The 18,285-nt window shown below is 71.8% G+C and carries 13 protein-coding genes; 12 read left to right on the top strand and 1 reads right to left on the bottom strand.

The features are described 5' to 3' along the window. Positions 1-536 precede the first annotated feature (536 nt). From ACIQVT_RS22495 to ACIQVT_RS22470, 6 genes are all read left to right on the top strand, one after another. Entirely contained in the window at positions 537-2,486 is a 1,950-nt protein-coding gene (locus tag ACIQVT_RS22495; RefSeq protein WP_403756823.1) for a glycogen debranching N-terminal domain-containing protein, read from the top strand. 149 nt (positions 2,487-2,635) lie between these two features. Beyond that, a complete protein-coding gene (locus ACIQVT_RS22490) occupies positions 2,636-3,394 on the top strand; it encodes an NUDIX domain-containing protein (protein ID WP_403756584.1) in 759 nt (252 codons plus the stop codon). A 160-nt stretch (positions 3,395-3,554) separates the two neighbouring features. Further along, positions 3,555-6,248: an ATP-binding cassette domain-containing protein gene (locus ACIQVT_RS22485; RefSeq protein WP_403756576.1), complete on the top strand. Its 2,694-nt coding sequence runs from the start codon at positions 3,555-3,557 to the stop codon at positions 6,246-6,248. A 162-nt stretch (positions 6,249-6,410) separates the two neighbouring features. Beyond that, positions 6,411-7,298 (top strand): FadR/GntR family transcriptional regulator, encoded by an 888-nt coding sequence (locus ACIQVT_RS22480; protein WP_403756573.1) that lies wholly within the window; start codon positions 6,411-6,413, stop codon positions 7,296-7,298. Positions 7,299-7,764: 466 nt separating this feature from the next. Further along, complete coding sequence (locus ACIQVT_RS22475; RefSeq protein ID WP_403756570.1) at positions 7,765-9,306, top strand: RNA polymerase sigma factor; 1,542 nt, start codon at positions 7,765-7,767, stop codon at positions 9,304-9,306. Between the two features lie 122 nt (positions 9,307-9,428). After that, positions 9,429-10,289: a serine protease gene (locus ACIQVT_RS22470; protein ID WP_403756567.1), complete on the top strand. Its 861-nt coding sequence runs from the start codon at positions 9,429-9,431 to the stop codon at positions 10,287-10,289. Positions 10,290-10,389: 100 nt separating this feature from the next. Here ACIQVT_RS22470 and ACIQVT_RS22465 read toward each other — a convergent pair whose 3' ends face one another. Next, complete coding sequence (locus tag ACIQVT_RS22465) at positions 10,390-10,620, bottom strand: hypothetical protein (protein ID WP_403756564.1); 231 nt, start codon at positions 10,618-10,620, stop codon at positions 10,390-10,392. 440 nt (positions 10,621-11,060) lie between these two features. On the opposite strand from ACIQVT_RS22465, the gene ACIQVT_RS22460 reads away from it, so the two are divergent. From ACIQVT_RS22460 to ACIQVT_RS22435, 6 genes are all read left to right on the top strand, one after another. After that, entirely contained in the window at positions 11,061-13,184 is a 2,124-nt protein-coding gene (locus ACIQVT_RS22460) for a type IIA DNA topoisomerase subunit B (RefSeq protein ID WP_403756558.1), read from the top strand. A gap of 524 nt (positions 13,185-13,708) precedes the next feature. After that, on the top strand, positions 13,709-14,230 hold the full coding sequence (locus tag ACIQVT_RS22455) for a DUF1453 domain-containing protein (protein ID WP_403756555.1): 522 nt from the start codon (positions 13,709-13,711) through the stop codon (positions 14,228-14,230). Continuing rightward, positions 14,227-15,378, top strand: coding sequence for a sensor histidine kinase (locus ACIQVT_RS22450; protein ID WP_403756552.1), 1,152 nt, complete (start codon positions 14,227-14,229; stop codon positions 15,376-15,378). The genes ACIQVT_RS22455 and ACIQVT_RS22450 overlap by 4 nt, the downstream gene beginning before the upstream one ends. Then, positions 15,375-16,073, top strand: a complete 699-nt coding sequence (locus ACIQVT_RS22445; protein ID WP_403756549.1) for a response regulator — start codon at positions 15,375-15,377, stop codon at positions 16,071-16,073. Before ACIQVT_RS22450 ends, ACIQVT_RS22445 begins: the two co-directional genes overlap by 4 nt. A 60-nt stretch (positions 16,074-16,133) precedes the next feature. After that, the gene (locus tag ACIQVT_RS22440) at positions 16,134-16,682 is read left to right on the top strand and encodes a DUF485 domain-containing protein (protein WP_403756546.1); all 549 of its coding nucleotides are present in this window, start codon (positions 16,134-16,136) and stop codon (positions 16,680-16,682) included. Further along, the gene (locus ACIQVT_RS22435) at positions 16,679-18,274 is read left to right on the top strand and encodes a cation acetate symporter (protein ID WP_403756543.1); all 1,596 of its coding nucleotides are present in this window, start codon (positions 16,679-16,681) and stop codon (positions 18,272-18,274) included. The genes ACIQVT_RS22440 and ACIQVT_RS22435 overlap by 4 nt, the downstream gene beginning before the upstream one ends. The last annotated feature ends 11 nt before the right edge of the window (positions 18,275-18,285 follow it).

Below are 18,285 nucleotides of genomic sequence, written 5' to 3'. Positions count from 1 at the left end.
CAGGCCGGGCGTCGCAGGATGCCCCGACTCTGCTTTCGCCCCTCTCCGGCCCCCGTCGGTACGACCGGTCCAGGGGCGCGGATACGGACGCCCCGGGCGTCCGCCCACGCCCCCATTCGGTCGGCTTCTCCGGGCCGGGCCGTGACCCGCGGGAGCTTCCGTCCGTTCACCTGAGTGGCGGAATGCCTGTACGGGTCCTGCCACCACATCCCTGTCCGCCGGGCCGGCCCTCCGGCCACCCATCGTGTCCGAGGCCCACCGAGCGCAGAAGAAGCCACCGCATGCACCAGCAGCCGTCGCCGCCATCTCCGCCCTCCGCCGCCGGTGAAGGTCCACCCGGGGGCCCGTGCGGCCCGGTCCCCACACGGGGCGATGACCCCGCCGTACCGGAGCCCCCGCACCATTCGTCGCCGGCGGCCCGAGCCCCTTCAGTCGGCTCCCCGCCCCTCCTCCGCAACCGGCCGTCGCCCGTCCCGGGTGAGGCCCGACGTCCCGTGACGGTGCTCACCGCGGCCACGGCCGCGGGCAACCGTCCGGTGCCCGAACTGCCGCCGACGCACGACGCGCTCATCTGCGTGGCCCTCCCCGGCCTCGCCATCTCCGGCGAGCGGGGCCAACTGGCCGGCCGAGGGCTGGACGGTTTCTACCGAGGTGGCAGACGTCTGCTGTCGCGGTGCCGGCTCCGCGTCGCGGGACGTGAACCGCTGCCGGTGCAGGCCAGGATGATCGGGGCCGACAGCGCCCGCTTCGTGGGCACCCTGCGCGTCTCCCCGGTGGCCGGCCCCGACCCGGACGTCGTGGTCGAACGGACACGTCACGCCGACGGGACCGAACGGATCACACTCCGCAATGCCGGCCCGCGTCCACTGCGGCTGCCCGTCGAGGTGGCCCTCGGCACCGATCTGGCCGAACTCGTCGCCATCGCCTCCGGCGCCGCCGGCCCCGAACTGACAGCGGGCGTGCACGGCTCCGGCCTGCGCTGGTCCACGGCCGACGCCACCGCCTGCGTCACGGCCGATCCGCCCCCCTCGGACGTCCTGGCCTCGGCCGGACTGCTGCGCTGGGAGGTGGAACTACCGTCGGGTGGGGCGGCGGCCGTGGAGCTGAGGGTGCGTCCCGAGGGCTCGGGGCCGTTGCGGGCGGCGGGCCACTCGGCGACCGCCCCCCTCGCCGCCGCGCGGGCGTCGGGCGACGATCCCCGGGTGGCCCCCCTGCTGGCCACGGCGGTCGCCGACCTCCACGCCCTGCTGCTACGTGATCCGGCACACCCCTGCGACACCTATCTCGCGGCGGGCGCTCCCTGGCGCTGCGGGATGGCCCCGGCCGAGGCGCTCGCCGCCGCCCGCATGGCCCTGCCCCTGGGTACTCGGCTCGCCGCGGGCACACTGCGCGCACTGGCCCGCACCCAGCTCACCGGCCCGGCATTCCGGGCCGGCATGATCCCCGGCCCACGACGGGACGCCGGTGCGCACCTTCCGCCGAGCTGCACGGGAACGGAGGCCACCCTGCTCTTCCCCGTCCTGCTCGCGGAGGCCCGCCGCTGGGGGCTTGCCGAGGAGGAGGCGAGGGAGCTGCTGCCCGCGGCGGAACGCTGTCTGACCTGGCTGCGGACCAGCACCGGCGGCGGTACCTACCTCCCCGACCCGTATCCGGGAGGCCCGGTCCGTTGCGAGACCCAGGCCCACGCGCACCGCGCGGCGCTGCTCGGCGCCGACCTCCTCGACGCCTTCGACAGACCTGGCGCCACGGAGTTGCGCCAGTGGGCCCAGCGGCTGAGCGCTGCCTTCCCGGCCGACTTCTGGATCGAGGACCGTGGCGGCGGGCGCCCCGCCGCGGCCCTCATGCCCGACGGGCGGCGCGTTCCCCACCTGGCCGCCACCACGGTCCACCTTCTCGACACCGGCCTGCTCGGTGCCGGCCGGCTGGCTCCGGGCCTGTTGGACAAGGCGCGCACCGGTCACCTCGCCCGGTTGCTCAGCACCCCCGCGATGGACGCCGGCTGGGGGCTGCGGGGGCTCGGCGTCAGCGAGGCGGGACACAACCCGTTCGGCCACCGGGCCGGAGCCGTGCGGGTCCAGGAGACGGCACTCGCCGTCGCGGGCCTGGCCGCGGCCGGCTACGAGAAGGAAGCGAGCGGCCTGCTGAGAGGACTGCTGGGAGCGGCGGAACACTTCGGCCACCGGCTGCCCGAGATGTTCGCCGGTGAACAGCGGTCTGCCGGCAGCGCACCCCTCCCGCATCCCGCGGCCTGCCGGCCGGCGGCCACCGCGGCGGCCGCCGTGATCCATGTCCTCACCGCTCTGGCGGGTATCCGCCCCGACGTGCCGGCCGGGACGGTCACTCTGCGTCCGGTCCCCAGCGCGCCGCTCGGTGAACTCGGTCTCGCCGGGCTGCGCGTGGCGGGCGCACCCTTCGCCGTGCGGATCAGCCGGCTGGGACTCGCCATGGTGGAGGAGGCGGCGGAGGGACTTCAATTGCGGTCCTGACCCCCCCGGGAGCCGGGGCGCACCAGCGGTGACGCGGCCGGCCGCCCGTCCGGGAGCGACCCGGTACCGCACCGGAGGACTGCGGAACCATCGCCGGTGCGGTTGACGAAGGGAGTGTTTATCGTCAGGAAGACGACTATGATCGCGGCATGCCCTACGACCCGTCAGCCTTTCCGCCTTTCGCCGTCACCGTGGATCTGGTCGTGCTGACCGTGCGCCGCCACGCCCTGTGCGCGCTGGCGGTACGCAGGGGCGAGTCGCCCTTCCAGGGGCGCTGGGCACTGCCGGGGGGCTTCGTACGGGCCGACGAGGACCTCTCCCAGGCGGCGGCGCGTGAACTGGCCGAGGAGACCGGGCTGCGTGCCCATGACCCCGCGGTCCCGGTCCAGGACCACGGCGCCCATCTCGAGCAGCTCGCCACCTACGGCGATCCGAAGCGGGACCCGCGCATGCGCGTGGTCAGCGTGGCGCATCTGGCGCTGGCGCCCGACCTGCCCGCACCGCGCGCCGGAGGCGACGCGAGCAACGCGCGCTGGGCGCCCGTCGAGGAACTCCTCCAGCAAGGGGGCTACGGCCGCGAGGGCGAGTCCGTGGCGCCACTCGCCTTCGATCACGCACAGATCCTCGCCGACGGCGTGGAACGGGCCCGGTCCAAGATCGAATACTCGTCACTGGCCACCGCCTTCTGCCCGCCCGAGTTCACCGTGGGGGAGCTGCGCCGGGTGTACGAGGCGGTATGGGGCGTGGCGCTCGATCCGCGCAACTTCCACCGCAAGGTCACCGGCACCCCCGGCTTCCTCGTCCCCACGGGAGGCACCACCACCCGCCAGGGCGGCCGGCCCGCCCAGCTCTTCCGGGCCGGGGGCGCCACCCTGCTCAACCCGCCCATGCTGCGCCCGGAAGTGTGAGCGGCGGGGGCGGCGGGCCGTCGGGCGACCGGCGCGGCCGCCGCCCTGGCAGCGACGTGGCTGCGTCGAACGGCGGGCATTCGGGGGTCAGGCCACACGACAGCTTGCCGCACAGCGCCTTATACCCAAAAAACGGACATCTCGCGCTATCTTGCTGTAGGTGATCCAGGCCTTCGGACTGACCAGCGACTCCCGCAAGGCGCTCCCGCCCGCCCTCGACGACCTTTCCTTCGAGGCGCGCGCCGGGCATGTCACCGCGCTCCTCGGCGGCGCCGGTGCGGGCAAGACCACGGCGCTGAAACTCATGCTCGAACTCCAACACGGGCGCGGCATCACCTACTTCAGGGGACGCCCCCTGCACCGGATCGCGCATCCGTCGCGGGAGGTAGGCGTACTTCTGGGAGACGTGCCGGGTCATCCGGCCCGCTCGGTGCGCGGGCATCTGCGCATGCTGTGCGCGGCGGCGGGAGTTCCGGCGCGGCGCGCGGACGAGGTCCTCGAAGTGGTCGGCCTCGTCAGCCTCCGCGAGGAGCGCCTCGGCACACTGTCCCGGGGCATGGACCGACGGCTCGGCCTGGCCTGCGCCCTGCTGCCGGACCCGCACACGCTCGTACTGGACGAGCCGACCGACGGCCTCTCCAGCCGCGAGGCCGAGTGGCTGCATGGCATGCTGCGGGCCCACGCCGCCCAGGGCGGCACGGTGCTCTTCACCACGGCCGAACCGAAAGAGGCCGCGCGCACCGCCGACCGGGTCGTCACCCTGGAGGGCGGCAGACTCGTCGCCGACCAGGAGGCGAGGGAGTTCGCCCGCACCCGGCTGCGCCCGCGTGTAGCCGTCCGCAGCCCCCACGCCGCACGCCTGGCGGCGCTCCTCTCCAAAGAGGCGCGTACCACGCGCCGCTCCGTAGAAGTCGTACGCGAGGACGGCAACCGCATCTCGGTGTACGGCAGTACGACCGCCGACGTCGGTGAGATCGCGTTCCGTAACGGCATCCTCGTACACCAACTCGCGGACGAGGTAGGCGACATGGGGCCCGGCGCGGGTGCCGGGAGTCACGACGACGCGCCGTCCGACATGTCCGGGCAGGCCGCACGGACAACGCTGGCGGAGCATGGCGCGTCTCGACCGGAGTGGGGCCATGGCGAAGGGGAGCACCCCCCAGTAGAACGAAGGGTGGGGGAGCCCGGATCTCCGGCACGGCGTGCCGCCCTGGTCGGCTCCGTCGCTTCGCAGGAAGACCCGAGTTCCATGGGGGACGGGTCGTCCACCGGGCCGGCGTCCGCCGCGCGGCCGGACACGATCCTCTCCGACACTTCGGCCACCGAACCGTGCTCCACGGAGCCGGCGGCGGAGCCGCGCACCGCGGTGATCGAGCCGGGAACGGCCGAGTCCTGTCCTGGCTCGCGCACCGCGGTCATCGAGCCGGGAACGGCCGAGTCCCGTCCCGGCCGGTCCGCGTCGGCGCAGCCCTCCCTGGCGCCGGCGCTCCCGTCGGGCGACCGGGAAGCGGCACCCTCCGGCCAGTTGTCAGGTCGGTGGGAGTACACCGCGGACGACACGTCGACGTCCGGAACCGAGCGGGCCGTGGCCGGCCTCCGCAGCTCCGACGAGGCACGCAGGTCACCTGGTTCCGCAGTGCCGGAGCGGGCGCACGACACCGTCGCGGAGCCGTCCGTGACCGGCGAGGCGCTGGGCCGCCGACCCGTGCCGGAACCTCCGGAGTCGCGTCCGGGCGCGACGGTGCCCAGCGTGTCAGCGGCCACCGTGTCCTCACCGTCCGACGACGCGTCCCCCGATGTCGCCGCTCCCGATGACGAGAAGGTGGCCGGCGAGGTTCGCGTCCGAACCGCCGGGGGCCGATCCGCCGATCAGGTCGCCGAGACCGAGCCAGGTGCCGGCGGGGTGGCGACGGCCTCCGAACCCCAGCCCGCCACCACGGGCGCGACCTCGGACGGTGCCACCGGCGCCCGCACCCGGCTGCCCGGGGCCCGGCAACCCCAGAGCGGTGCTACCGCCCGTCCCGACGCAGCCCTCGCGCTCACCGCCCTGTCCCCGCTTCCGCCCCCCATCTCCGTCCGCCCCGCCCCGAGCCCCCTGCGCCCGCTCCGCTACGAGGTCCGGCGCGCCACCGGAATCGGCACCGGTTTCCTCACCTGCGGTGTCGCACTCGTGGTCTCCGCCCTCACCGCCGTACTCCTGGCGCGGCTCGGTCACACCCCGCAGGCACGACTGTTCGCCGCATGGCCGCGGCAGCTGCCGCTGCCACCCGCGGCGCTCGCGGCCGGACTGCTCGGCGCGCTGGCCTTCGGGGACGAGTTCCGCCACCCCGTCCTGGCCGCGGACCGCGGCACCGTGCCCCGGCGGCTGGGCCTGCTGACCGCGAAACTGCTCGTCTCCGGCGCCACCGCGGCGCTGCTCGCCTTCCTCACCATGGGGTGCGACGCCGAGGTGCTCTACCTCGTCTACGGACGGGAACTGACGAGAGTTCCCGCGGACTGGCTTTCGCTGACCGCGAGTTGGTTCGGTCTGGTCACCGCCTGCGCGTGGGCGGGTGTGCTCGCGGCCGGTGTGTTCCGGTCGGCGTCGGCCGGCCTGGCGGCCGTACTCGCCGTACCGGTTCTCGTCGTGCCCGCCGTGCACGCGGTGCTGCGGAACCCCGTGGTCGGGATGGCGGAGGGCTTCCCGCTGCGGATGCGGCAGGTCTTCCTGTTGCAGTGGCCCTTCGGCGGGGAGCGGTACCTGCTCGCGGCCGCGCGTGTCGTCGCCCAACCCGTGGGTGGCGCAATGGCGTTGTCCCTCACGGCGCTGCTGTGCGCGTACGTGTTCACCACGCTGCGGACCAGGTTCCGGTGACGGCCGCTCGTATGCTTCTGGACCCACTGTGCCCACAACTCCCCGCAGAAAGCCCATTTCTTTCCGATAAGGCGTCAATTGCGACGGGGTGAGCGATCACCCTTTCGTGTGCTTTTCACCAAAGACCTCAAGGGAGTTGAAGGGAGCGCCGACAAAGGACTCGTGAGTACCCTTGCGCACACCATGATGACCGCCGCCCGCTCCACAGACTCCGGTCTGGCCGGCCCGGGCGGATTCGACCGCTACCCCTACGCCGACGCCCCGATGGGCGACCGTGTCGGCGTGCCCACCTGGGACGGCGGGGATCCCGAGCTGGGCCGTGTCGGCCGGCGGGCCGGGGGCAGCCGCGGACGCGGGCTGCACGGCCAGCTGGTCCAGCAGCTGGGCCAGATGATCGTCTCCGGCGACCTGGGCGCGGACCGACCGCTGGTACCCGAGGAGATCGGGCAGCGGTTCGAGGTCTCCCGCACCGTCGTCCGCGAGTCCCTCCGCGTTCTCGAGGCCAAGGGCCTGGTCAGCGCCCGCCCGAACGTCGGCACGCGCGTACGTCCCGTCAGCGACTGGAACCTCCTCGACCCGGACATCATCGAGTGGCGTGCCTTCGGGCCGCAGCGCGACGACCAGCGCCGGGAGCTGAACGAGCTGCGCTGGACGATCGAGCCGCTCGCCGCCCGCCTCGCCGCCGGGCACGGCCGCGAGGAGGTGCAGCAGCGCCTGTGCGACATGGTCGAGATCATGAGCCATGCCATGGCTCAGGGCGACGCGCTCACGTACGCCCGCGCCGACACCGAGTTCCACGGGATGCTCATCCAGATCGCGGGCAACCGCATGCTGGAGCACCTCTCCGGCATCGTCTCGGCGGCCCTCCAGGTGTCCGGTGGCCCGGTCACCGCCTGTGACCGACCGAACGAGGCGTCGCTCGCGCAGCACGCGCGGATCGTCGACGCCCTCGGCACCGGGGACGGCACGGCGGCCGAGTCGGCCATGCGTCAGTTGCTCATCATCCACCCGGAGGTGGAGCGCGTGGTTCCCGCCCCGCGCGAGCACTGACCCCGCGACGGGCGTGGTGCGGTCTCCGGTGCGCGGCCTGCCGGGGGCGCTCGCGACGGCGCCGCGCCCGGGTGCCGGCCGCCGCCGGACTCTCCGGGCCCCCAGGCACCCGGCGGGCCCGGGGGAGCGGCCGGGCCCGGGGGGCGCCACCCGCGGGGCGCGAACCGTGGCGGCACGGGTGTGCGTGCTTGCGTTACATCACCCACTATCACTTGTGAACACGTCTGACCGTTTTTGACTGCTTACGGGGTGTGACTCGGGCCACGCAGATTGGGCGTAACGCTCGCGGAGACAGCGCGATGACCTAAGAGGTGACAGCCGCGGAGGGAATACGGACGCCAGAGCAGGCGCTGTGCATCTTCCCGGCCCCCGCCCGCGCCGTCGGCCGATCCCCAGGCCGGTGGTCGGCTGCTGTCCGTAGTGGACGGCGCCGGAAGCCGTTTTCCAACGTTCCGAGAGGTTGTTCGTGTCGGCCAGCACATCCCGTACGCTCCCGCCGGAGATCGCCGAGTCCGTCTCTGTCATGGCGCTCATTGAGCGGGGAAAGGCTGAGGGGCAGATCGCCGGCGACGATGTGCGTCGGGCCTTCGAAGCTGACCAGATTCCGGCCACTCAGTGGAAGAACGTACTGCGCAGCCTCAACCAGATCCTTGAGGAAGAGGGTGTGACGCTGATGGTCAGTGCCGCAGAGCCCAAGCGCACCCGCAAGAGCGTCGCAGCGAAGAGTCCGGCCAAGCGCACCGCCACCAAGACGGTCGCGGCGAAGGCGGTGACCACGAGGAAGGCCACCGCCAGCGCGCCGGCCCCCGCGGTGCCCGCCGCTCCGGCGGAGGCCGACTCCCCCGAGGAAGCCGCACCCGCCAAGAAGGCCGCCGCCAAGAAGGTGGCCGCGAAGAAGACGGTCGCCAAGAAGGCCGTCGCGAAGAAGACGGCCGCGAAGAAGACGACGGCCAAGAAGGACGACGTCGAGATCCTCGAGGAAGAGGTTCTCGAGGACACCAAGGTCGCCGACGAGCCCGAGGGCACCGAGAGCGCCGGCTTCGTCCTGTCCGACGAGGACGAGGACGACGCGCCCGCGCAGCAGGTCGCCGCGGCCGGCGCCACGGCCGACCCCGTCAAGGACTACCTGAAGCAGATCGGCAAGGTGCCCCTGCTCAACGCCGAGCAGGAGGTCGAGCTGGCCAAGCGCATCGAAGCGGGCCTGTTCGCCGAGGACAAGCTGGCCAACGCCGACAAGCTCGCCCCCAAGCTCAAGCGCGAGCTGGAGATCATCGCCGAGGACGGCCGCCGAGCCAAGAACCACCTGCTGGAGGCCAACCTCCGTCTGGTGGTCTCCCTCGCCAAGCGCTACACCGGCCGCGGCATGCTCTTCCTGGACCTGATCCAGGAGGGCAACCTCGGTCTGATCCGCGCCGTCGAGAAGTTCGACTACACCAAGGGCTACAAGTTCTCCACGTACGCCACCTGGTGGATCCGTCAGGCGATCACCCGCGCCATGGCCGACCAGGCCCGCACCATCCGTATCCCGGTGCACATGGTCGAGGTCATCAACAAGCTCGCGCGCGTGCAGCGCCAGATGCTCCAGGACCTGGGCCGCGAGCCCACCCCGGAGGAGCTGGCCAAGGAACTCGACATGACCCCCGAGAAGGTCATCGAGGTCCAGAAGTACGGCCGCGAGCCCATCTCGCTGCACACCCCGCTCGGCGAGGACGGCGACAGCGAGTTCGGTGACCTCATCGAGGACTCCGAGGCCGTCGTCCCGGCCGACGCGGTCAGCTTCACGCTCCTCCAGGAGCAGCTGCACTCCGTCCTCGACACCCTGTCCGAGCGCGAGGCCGGCGTCGTCTCCATGCGTTTCGGTCTCACCGACGGTCAGCCCAAGACCCTCGACGAGATCGGCAAGGTGTACGGCGTGACGCGTGAGCGCATCCGCCAGATCGAGTCCAAGACCATGTCGAAGCTGCGCCACCCGTCCCGTTCCCAGGTGCTGCGCGACTACCTCGACTAGGTCCCGGTCGTACGACGGCGAAGGCCCGGCGCTCCTCGCGGAGGCCGGGCCTTCGTGCTGCGCGCCGCGGGCAGATGGCTGACTCTGGGTGTCCCAGCAGTATCCCAGAGTGAGGAGCCTGTATGCGCCGTTCCCTTGCCCGGGCACTGATCCGGCCGCTCGCCGTGGCGGCCGCCATGACCGGCATACCCCTGGTGAGCGCCGTCCCTGCGGTGGCCGGCGGCGTGGTGGTCGGAGGCTTCCCGATAGACGTCTCCCAGGCTCCGTGGACGGTGGCCCTGGCCAGCCGTGACCGGTTCGGAGGTACGCGGGCGGGGCAGTTCTGCGGCGGTGTGGCCGTGGCCCGGACCGTCGTGCTCACCGCGGCCCACTGCATGGGCGAGGAGGCCCTCGGGGCGCCGCCGGACCGGGTGCGCGACCTCCGGGTCATCGCGGGCCGCACGGACCTGCTGTCGGACGAGGGCGAGGAGATCGCCGTACGGGACGTCCAGGTCAATCCCGCGTACGAGGCCACCACCAACTCCGGCGACTTCGCTCTGGTCACCCTCACCGAGGAGCTGCCGCAGAGCGCGGTCATCGCCATGGCCGGTCCCGGCGACCCGGCCTACACGCCGGGCACCGAGGCCTTCGTGTCCGGCTGGGGCGACAGGACCGGAGGTGGGGACTACCCGCGCCGGCTGCGCGCCGCACGCGTGCACGTACTCCCCGACGACTCGTGCGCGCGGGCCTACCCGGGTGGCCCCGAGGGCACCTACCGGGCCGCCGGCATGCTGTGCGCCGGCGAGATCGCGGGTGGTCCGGACGGCTGCCAGGGGGACAGCGGCGGGCCGCTGGTGGCCGCAGGGCGGCTGATCGGCCTGGTGTCGTGGGGAAGCGGCTGTGGGCGGCCAGGGAGGCCCGGTGTCTACACGCGGGTCTCGGAGGTCGTGCGGGCGCTCCAGCACGCCACAGCGGCCGCGGAAGGCCCCTACCGGCCCTCGTGAGCGTCGGCGGGGAAGCATGAGCACGGGCGGCCGCTCCTCATGAGGAGCGGCCGCCCGTTCACCGGCCTGTGCCGGGGCTGGCTCGTCGTGTGTGCGAGATTCAGCGCTCTTCTTCGGAACCGTTGTCCGGGACGGACGTCAGCCGCTCCGTCTCGTCCTGTATCTCAGCGGCGATCTTCTTGAGTTCCGGCTCGAACTTGCGACCGTGGTGGGCGCAGAAGAGCAGTTCTCCGCCGCTCAGCAGGACGACGCGCAGGTATGCCTGGGCGCCGCAGCGGTCGCAGCGATCGGCGGCCGTCAGCGGGCTCGCGGGGGTCAGAACAGTAGTCACGTCGCCTCTTCTCTAGCTCGACGAGCTGTCGTACCAGGGTCAACATCCAACCAGCCCCAAAACGTTCCCGCTCGTGGCTTTTCCTCGAAAAAAGTTTTCCGGGGCGGCTGTCTGCTGCCGGTTGGCGGCGAATGTGCCGTAGTGCGTCTCTGGGTGCGTACGGGTTCGCGCTGTCTTGCGGTCTCGGTCCTCCCGGCCGGGTTGCCGGTTGTTCATGAGGACGTGCCCGGAGCCTAAATGGTTCATGCCTCCAAGGGAACGTGATGTGTACTTCACTCCATCGAGGGATCGAACACTCATACGAGTCTGGTCTAGTCTGAGTTCCCGACGAGGGTGGCGTTACACCGGCTCTACCAGGCCTCGGTACCCTCTGAGCGGCGACCGAAGCCGCCCCCTTACCCAAAAGGGGGCCATCTGAAATTCAGCGAGGAGCGAACCGCGTGACCGCCGATACGTCCGTGCCGTCCACAGCGCTGCTGGCAGGAGCAGACCGGGACGGTTCCAACTACACCGCGCGGCACCTGCTCGTCCTCGAGGGCCTCGAAGCCGTGCGCAAACGACCGGGCATGTACATCGGCTCGACCGACAGCCGCGGCCTGATGCACTGCCTCTGGGAGATCATCGACAACTCCGTGGACGAGGCCCTGGGTGGCTACTGCGACCACATCGAGGTGATCCTCCACGACGACGGCTCGGTGGAGGTGCGGGACAACGGCCGCGGCATCCCCGTGGACGTGGAGCCGAAGACCGGCCTGTCCGGCGTCGAGGTCGTCATGACCAAGCTCCACGCGGGCGGCAAGTTCGGCGGCGGCTCCTACGCCGCCTCCGGTGGCCTCCACGGCGTCGGCGCCTCCGTGGTCAACGCCCTCTCCGCCCGGCTCGACGTGGAGGTCGACCGCGGCGGGCACACCCATGGCATCAGCTTCCGGCGCGGTGTGCCCGGTGCCTTCGCCTCCGCCGGCGCCGAGGCGAAGTTCGAGGCCAAGAGCGGCCTGCGCAAGACGAAGAAGATCCCCAAGACCCGCAGCGGCACGCGCGTGCGTTACTGGGCCGACCGGCAGATCTTCCTGAAGGACGCGAAGCTCTCCCTGGAGAACCTCCACCAGCGCGCCCGGCAGACCGCGTTCCTGGTCCCCGGCCTGACCATCGTCGTCCGCGACGAGTTCGGCCTGGGCGAGGGCGGCAGCAAGGGTGAGGAGTCCTTCCGCTTCGATGGCGGCATCAGCGAGTTCTGCGAATACCTCGCGCGTGACAAGCCGGTCTGCGACATCCTCCGCTTCTCGGGTCAGGGCAGCTTCAAGGAGACGGTCCCGGTCCTGGACGAGCACGGCCAGATGACCCCCACCGAGGTCACGCGCGAACTCGGTGTCGACGTGGCGCTGCGCTGGGGCACGGGCTACGACACCACCCTGCGCTCCTTCGTCAACATCATCGCCACCCCCAAGGGCGGCACCCATGTGGCCGGTTTCGAACAGGCCATCGCCAAGACGATGAACGAGATGCTGCGCGCCAAGAAGCTGCTGCGCGTGGCGGAGGACGACATCGTCAAGGACGACGCGCTGGAGGGCCTGACCGCGGTCGTCACCGTGCGGCTGGCCGAGCCGCAGTTCGAGGGCCAGACCAAGGAGGTGCTGGGCACCTCGGCGGCCCGCCGCATCGTCTTCAACGTGATCTCCAAGGAACTGAAGGCGTTCCTGACCTCCACCAAGCGGGACGCCGCCGCACAGGCCCGGGTGGTCATGGAGAAGGTGGTGGCCGCCGCCCGCACCCGTGTCGCGGCACGCCAGCACAAGGACGCCCAGCGTCGGAAGACCGCCCTGGAGTCCTCGTCCCTGCCGGCCAAGCTCGCCGACTGCCGCAGCGACGCCGTCGACCGCAGCGAGCTGTTCATCGTGGAGGGCGACTCCGCGCTCGGCACGGCCAAGCTGGCGCGGAACTCCGAGTTCCAGGCGCTGCTGCCGATCCGAGGCAAGATCCTCAACGTGCAGCGCTCGTCCGTGACCGACATGCTCAAGAACGCCGAGTGCGGCGCGATCATCCAGGTCATAGGAGCGGGCTCGGGCCGCACCTTCGACATCGACCAGGCTCGCTACGGCAAGATCATCATGATGACCGACGCCGACGTGGACGGTTCCCACATCCGCTGTCTGTTGCTCACGCTGTTCCAGCGCTACATGCGGCCCATGGTCGAGGCGGGCCGGGTCTTCGCCGCGGTGCCGCCGCTGCACCGCATCGAGCTGATCCAGCCGAAGAAGGGGCAGGACAAGTACGTCTACACCTACTCCGACCGCGAGCTGCGGGACACGCTCATGGAGTTCCAGCGCAAGGGGACCCGGTACAAGGACACCATCCAGCGCTACAAGGGTCTGGGCGAGATGGACGCCGACCAGCTGGCCGAGACCACGATGGACCCGCGTCACCGGACCCTGCGCCGCATCAACCTGGCCGACCTGGAGGCCGCCGAACAGGTCTTCGACCTGCTGATGGGCAATGACGTGGCACCGCGCAAGGAGTTCATCTCCAGTTCGGCCGCCACGCTCGACCGGTCCCGTATCGACGCGTGACCGCTGCGCTGGGCCCGGGCCCGCGGTAGTCCGCGGGCCCGGGCCGCCGCATGTCATGACGGGGGTCGCCTTCGCAGACCTCAGCTCCGAGCCGCCCCCTGGCCGTCTGCCCGCGGAGCGACGGCCGGGCAGGTGCCGGTCTCGAAGTGACGGGTGGAGCAGACGGCGGGGTGGCTACCACTGCCACTCCCACTTCCGGTGCGTGGCTGTGGCAGTCGACCGCCTCGCCACCTGAGCCCGGCCCGGCCACTTCGGACACCTGGCTCAGTGTCCCGGGCCAGTCGCCCCGAGTCGTCCTCGATCACCGTCCCGGCCGTCCGTCCTGAGCCGTCGATCCCGTCGGTCCTGTCGATCCCGATCCCGTCGACCCGGACGCCTTCTCCACCCGTGGGTGGAGGCGGGCCGCCGAGAGGTTCCACCCGCGGTCCACCCCGGCTCCGATCCCGTGACGTGCTCCTTTCCGTAACTTCGAAGGCGTCGGCAGCGCTCGCTCCCGTCACACCTTCTCGGTCAAGGAGGCCCCGATGTCCGGGCTCGTCAACGCACTGGTGATCGTGGCCGTCGCCGGCATAGTGATCGCGCGGCAGTTCCGTGCCCAGCCCATCGACACGGACCGGCGCTGGTGGCTGCTGCCCGTGATCCTGGCCGTTGTCGCCCTGCGTGAGCCCGGGCTCCTGGACACCCATCACCGTGTGGAGTCCGCCGCCCTGCTCGCGGTGGAACTGCTCATAGGTCTGGCGACCGGCGCCGGCTGGGGCTGGACCACTCGCGTCTGGACGGCTCCGGACGGCGTCGTCTGGACGAGGAGCACGAAGGCGAGCGGCGCCGTATGGGCCGTCGGGGTGGCTCTGCGCGTGGGACTGTTCGTCCTCGGCTCCGCGATCGGCGTGCACCAGGACAGCTCCGCCCTGATGCTCGGTCTGGCCGGCACCCTGCTGGTCCGCGCCGGGGTCCTCTCGTGGCGGGCCCGGTCGGTCCGCTCCGCCGGCCGTTGGGCCCCGGCGTACGGTGACGGGACGCGTTCGGCGTGGAAGGAGGGAGTGTGACGGACAACGCCTGGACCCGCTGGCCGTCGCGCGAAGCACTCGGCCGCGCGAGCACCACCGTGCCCCGTCGGCTCCTGACCTGGGCTGTCAGACTGCTCCTGCTGTCGATGCTCCTGTGGGGCGCGTTCAGCCAGAAGCACGTCGGTGTCTGGGAGGCAGGCGCGGCGGCGGGAGCGATCATTCTCGCCGCCCTCCTCTCCTGGGCCTTCTTCACGACCACGTACGAGCACCGGCTGGCGCCGTCCCTCGTGCTCATGGCCGTGCTCCTGGGCATCGCGGTCGCCGCGGAGGCCGACGGGTTCGGCGTACCCGCCCTCGTCATCTGGTGCGGCTGCGCAGTCGTGGCGCTGGAGCGGCTGCCGCTCGCCGCGGCCATCCCGGCGACCTCCGTGGCACTCGCCTCGTACGCCGCGTTCAACGACGACGTCTGGCTGACCACGGCCGCCACCGTGGCGGGCATGGCCCTGGCCGGATACGTGCTGCGGCTGGACGCGGAAGCGAGAGGCAGCGCGCAGAGGTTGCTCGCCCAGGAGCGGGCGGCACGCGATGCCGAGGCCGAGTCGGCGGCCCTGGCCGAGCGGGCCCGTATCGCGCGGGAGATCCACGACGTGCTGGCCCACAGCCTCTCGGCCCAACTCGTGCACCTGGAGGCGGCACGGCTGCTGATCGAGAGCGGCGCTGAGCGCGAGCGGATCCTGGAGCGGGTGGTGGCCGCCCGGGGAATGGCCCGCGACGGCCTGTCCGAGACCCGGCAGGCGCTCTGCGCGCTGCGGGGCGAGCTGACCCCGCTGGAGGACTTCCTCAGCGAACTCGTCAGCGCGGCCGACGGTGCCGAGGTCACCGTCACGGGCGAGCGCAGACCGCTGCCGGCCGAGGCGTCCCAGGCGGTACGGCGGGTCGCGCAGGAGGCGCTGACGAACGTCCGCAAGCACGCCCACGGCGCCAGGGTCCGGGTGCGGCTCGACTACCGGGAGCACGAAGTGGCGCTCCACGTGCGGGACTCGGGCGGACGGCCGGGCGAACTCGGCGGGGCCGGAGGTGGATACGGTCTGCTGGGCATGCGTGAGCGTGCCGAGCTGCTGGGCGGTTCGCTGGACGCGGGACCGCACGAGGAGGGATTCACGGTGACGCTGAAGGTGCCCGTATGACGGGGACGGAGCAGCCGGGGGAGTCGGCACGGGTGGTGGTCGTCGATGACCAGACCGTGGTCCGGGAGGGCATCGTGATGCTGCTCGGGCTGCTGCCCGGTGTCGAGGTCGTCGGTGCCGCGGGGGACGGTGAGGAAGCGGTGCGGCTCGTCGGGGAGCTCGCCCCCGACGTCGTCCTGATGGACCTCAGGATGCCGCGTTGCGACGGCGTCGAGGCCACCCGGCGGATCCGAGCGCGCTACCCCGGCACCCAGGTGGTGGTGCTCACCACGTACGCGGACGACGAGACCTTGTTCCCCGCCCTCCGGGCCGGTGCCCGCGGGTACCTGACCAAGGACGCCGGCGGAGAGGAGATCGTCCGAGCCGTACGCAGCGTGCTGTCGGGGGACGCGGGACTGTCGCCGAGTATCCAGCGAAGACTGCTGGAGCGGCTCTCGCAGCCGGAGCCCGCGCCCGCGCCGGTACCGGCCGGGACGCCGGACGGGCTGACCGCGCGTGAGAGCGAGGTCCTGGTGCTGATCGCCGAGGGCCTCAGCAATCAGGAGATCGCCCGTCGGCTCCATGTGTCGACCGCGACCGTGAAGACGCACATCAACAATCTGTTCGCCAAGACGGGTCTCAAGGACCGGGCGCAGGCCGTGCGGTACGCCTACGGCAAGGGACTGGTGCGCCCGCACATCGGAGGAATCACTTGATGGGGTGAAGAAGCCGGGGAAGAAGAGTCGCGGATGCTCCCGGTCTGTCCATGCTTGGGCATGCAGTCAAGTAAAGGTCGTCCCCACGGAGTCGGGGACGGTCCCGACACTCCGGCCGGGAACCAGCAGGACCACGGCTCACCCGCCCGTGACGTGACGTACGCGGACCCCTGGTTCGACACATCGGCCCCGGGCTGGGGTGAACCGGACGGGACCGGCGGGCCGGCGCCGTCCGTACCGCCCGCTCGCCGGGAGCCGGACGCGGCGGCGGTGCGTGCGCGGGACGTGTACGTCGAGGTCCAGCGCAGTGAGGCGTTCCGGGAGGTGCGGGGCAGGTACCGACGGTTCGTGGTGCCGGGGGTCACCGCCTTCCTCGCCTGGTACGTGGCGTACGTGATCGCCGCGACGACCGCTCCCGGGCTCATGGGCCGGCCCGTGGCGGGGGCGGTGAACGTGGGCATGCTGGCAGGGCTCGGACAGTTCCTCACCACGTTCCTGCTGACCTGGGCCTACTCCTGGCACGCGCGGGTGCGACGGGACCGGGCGGCGCTGGAGCTGCGTTGGGACACCCAGGAGCTGACGCGCGGAGTGCGGAGGGGTGCGCTGTGACCGGTGGCCACCAGACTCTGGCACTGCTGCTGTTCAGCGGCTTCGTGGCCGTCACCCTCGGCATCACGACCTGGGTGAGCCGCAAGCGGCACGGGTCGGCGGAGGAGTTCTACGTCGGCGGGCGGCTGTTCTCCCCGATGGAGAACGGGTTCGCCATCGCCGGCGACTACATGTCGGCGGCCTCCTTCCTCGGGATCAGCGGACTGATCGCGCTGTACGGGTACGACGGGCTGCTGTACGGGGTGGGGTTCCTCGTGGCCTGGCTGGTCGTGCTGCTCCTCGTGGCCGAACTTGTGCGTAACTGCGGGCGGTTCACCCTGGCCGACGTGGTGGCCGCGCGGATGAGTGAACGTCCGGTCAGGATCGCCGCGGGCACGTCGTCGGTCACGGTGTCCGTTCTCTACCTGGTGGCACAGATGGTGGGTGCCGGCAGTCTGGTGGCGCTGCTGCTGGGGCGGACCAGCGCCGCGGCCCAGGCCTGGACGGTCATCGGCGTGGGTGCGCTCATGGTCGTCTACGTGTCGTTGGGAGGGATGCGGGCCACCACCTGGATCCAGATCGTCAAGGCGGTGCTGCTGCTCGGCGGGACGGTCACGTTGACCGTGCTCGTGCTCGTACGCTTCCACGGGGACGTCGACCAGTTGCTGCTCACGGCCGCGCAGCGCAGCGGACACGGCAAGGCGTTCCTGGCCCCGGGGCTGAAGTACGGCGGGGACTGGACCGCCCGTCTCGACTTCATCAGCCTGGGTATCGCGCTGGTGCTGGGCACGGCCGGACTGCCCCACATCCTGTCCCGCTTCTACACCGTGCCGACCGCGCGGGCAGCACGTCGCTCCGTCGTGTGGTCCATCGGCCTGATCGGCAGCTTCTACCTGATGACGATCGTCCTCGGGTTCGGAGCGGCGGCGGTGGTGGGGCCGCAGGCCGTGCGCGGGTCGAACGCGGCGGGGAACACGGCGGTGCCCCTCCTCGCCCTCGACCTGGGCGGTGGAGCGGGTTCCACCGGCGGGACGGTCCTGCTCGCGATCGTGGCCGCCGTCGCCTTCGCCACCATCCTCGCCGTGGTCGCCGGCATCACGCTCGCGTCCTCGGCCTCGGTCGCCCACGACCTGTACGCCTCGCTGCGCAGGCCGCACGGCAGGGCCCCGCGCAGCGAGGTGACGGTGGCCCGGTGGGCGGCGGTCGCCGTCGGTGTCGTGGCGATCGGACTCGGTCTGCTGGCCCGCGACCTCAACGTCGCCTTCCTGGTGGGCCTCGCCTTCGCGGTGGCCGCGTCCGCGAACCTGCCGGCGCTGCTCTACTCGCTGTTCTGGCGGGGCTTCACCACGCGGGGCGCGGTGTGGGCGGTGTACGGCGGGCTGTTCCCGGCGATCGGGCTCGTGCTGCTCTCCCCGGTGGTGTCCGGCAGTCCGGGTTCGCTGTTCCCGGACGTCGACTTCCAGTACTTCCCGCTGGAGAACCCGGGCATCGTCTCCATCCCGCTCGGCTTCCTCGCCGGCTGGCTGGGCACGGTCACCTCGGACGAGGTGGCGGACGAGGCCAAGTACGCGGAGACGGAGGTGCGTTCGCTGACCGGGGCCGGGGCCGTCTGATCGCGTCGCGC

The organism is Streptomyces sp. NPDC100445, assembly GCF_044759735.1.
Taxonomy (GTDB): Bacteria; Actinomycetota; Actinomycetes; order Streptomycetales; family Streptomycetaceae; genus Streptomyces.
Note: the sequence above shows the minus strand (reverse complement) of the source record. Positions and strands in the feature narration are given on the sequence as shown.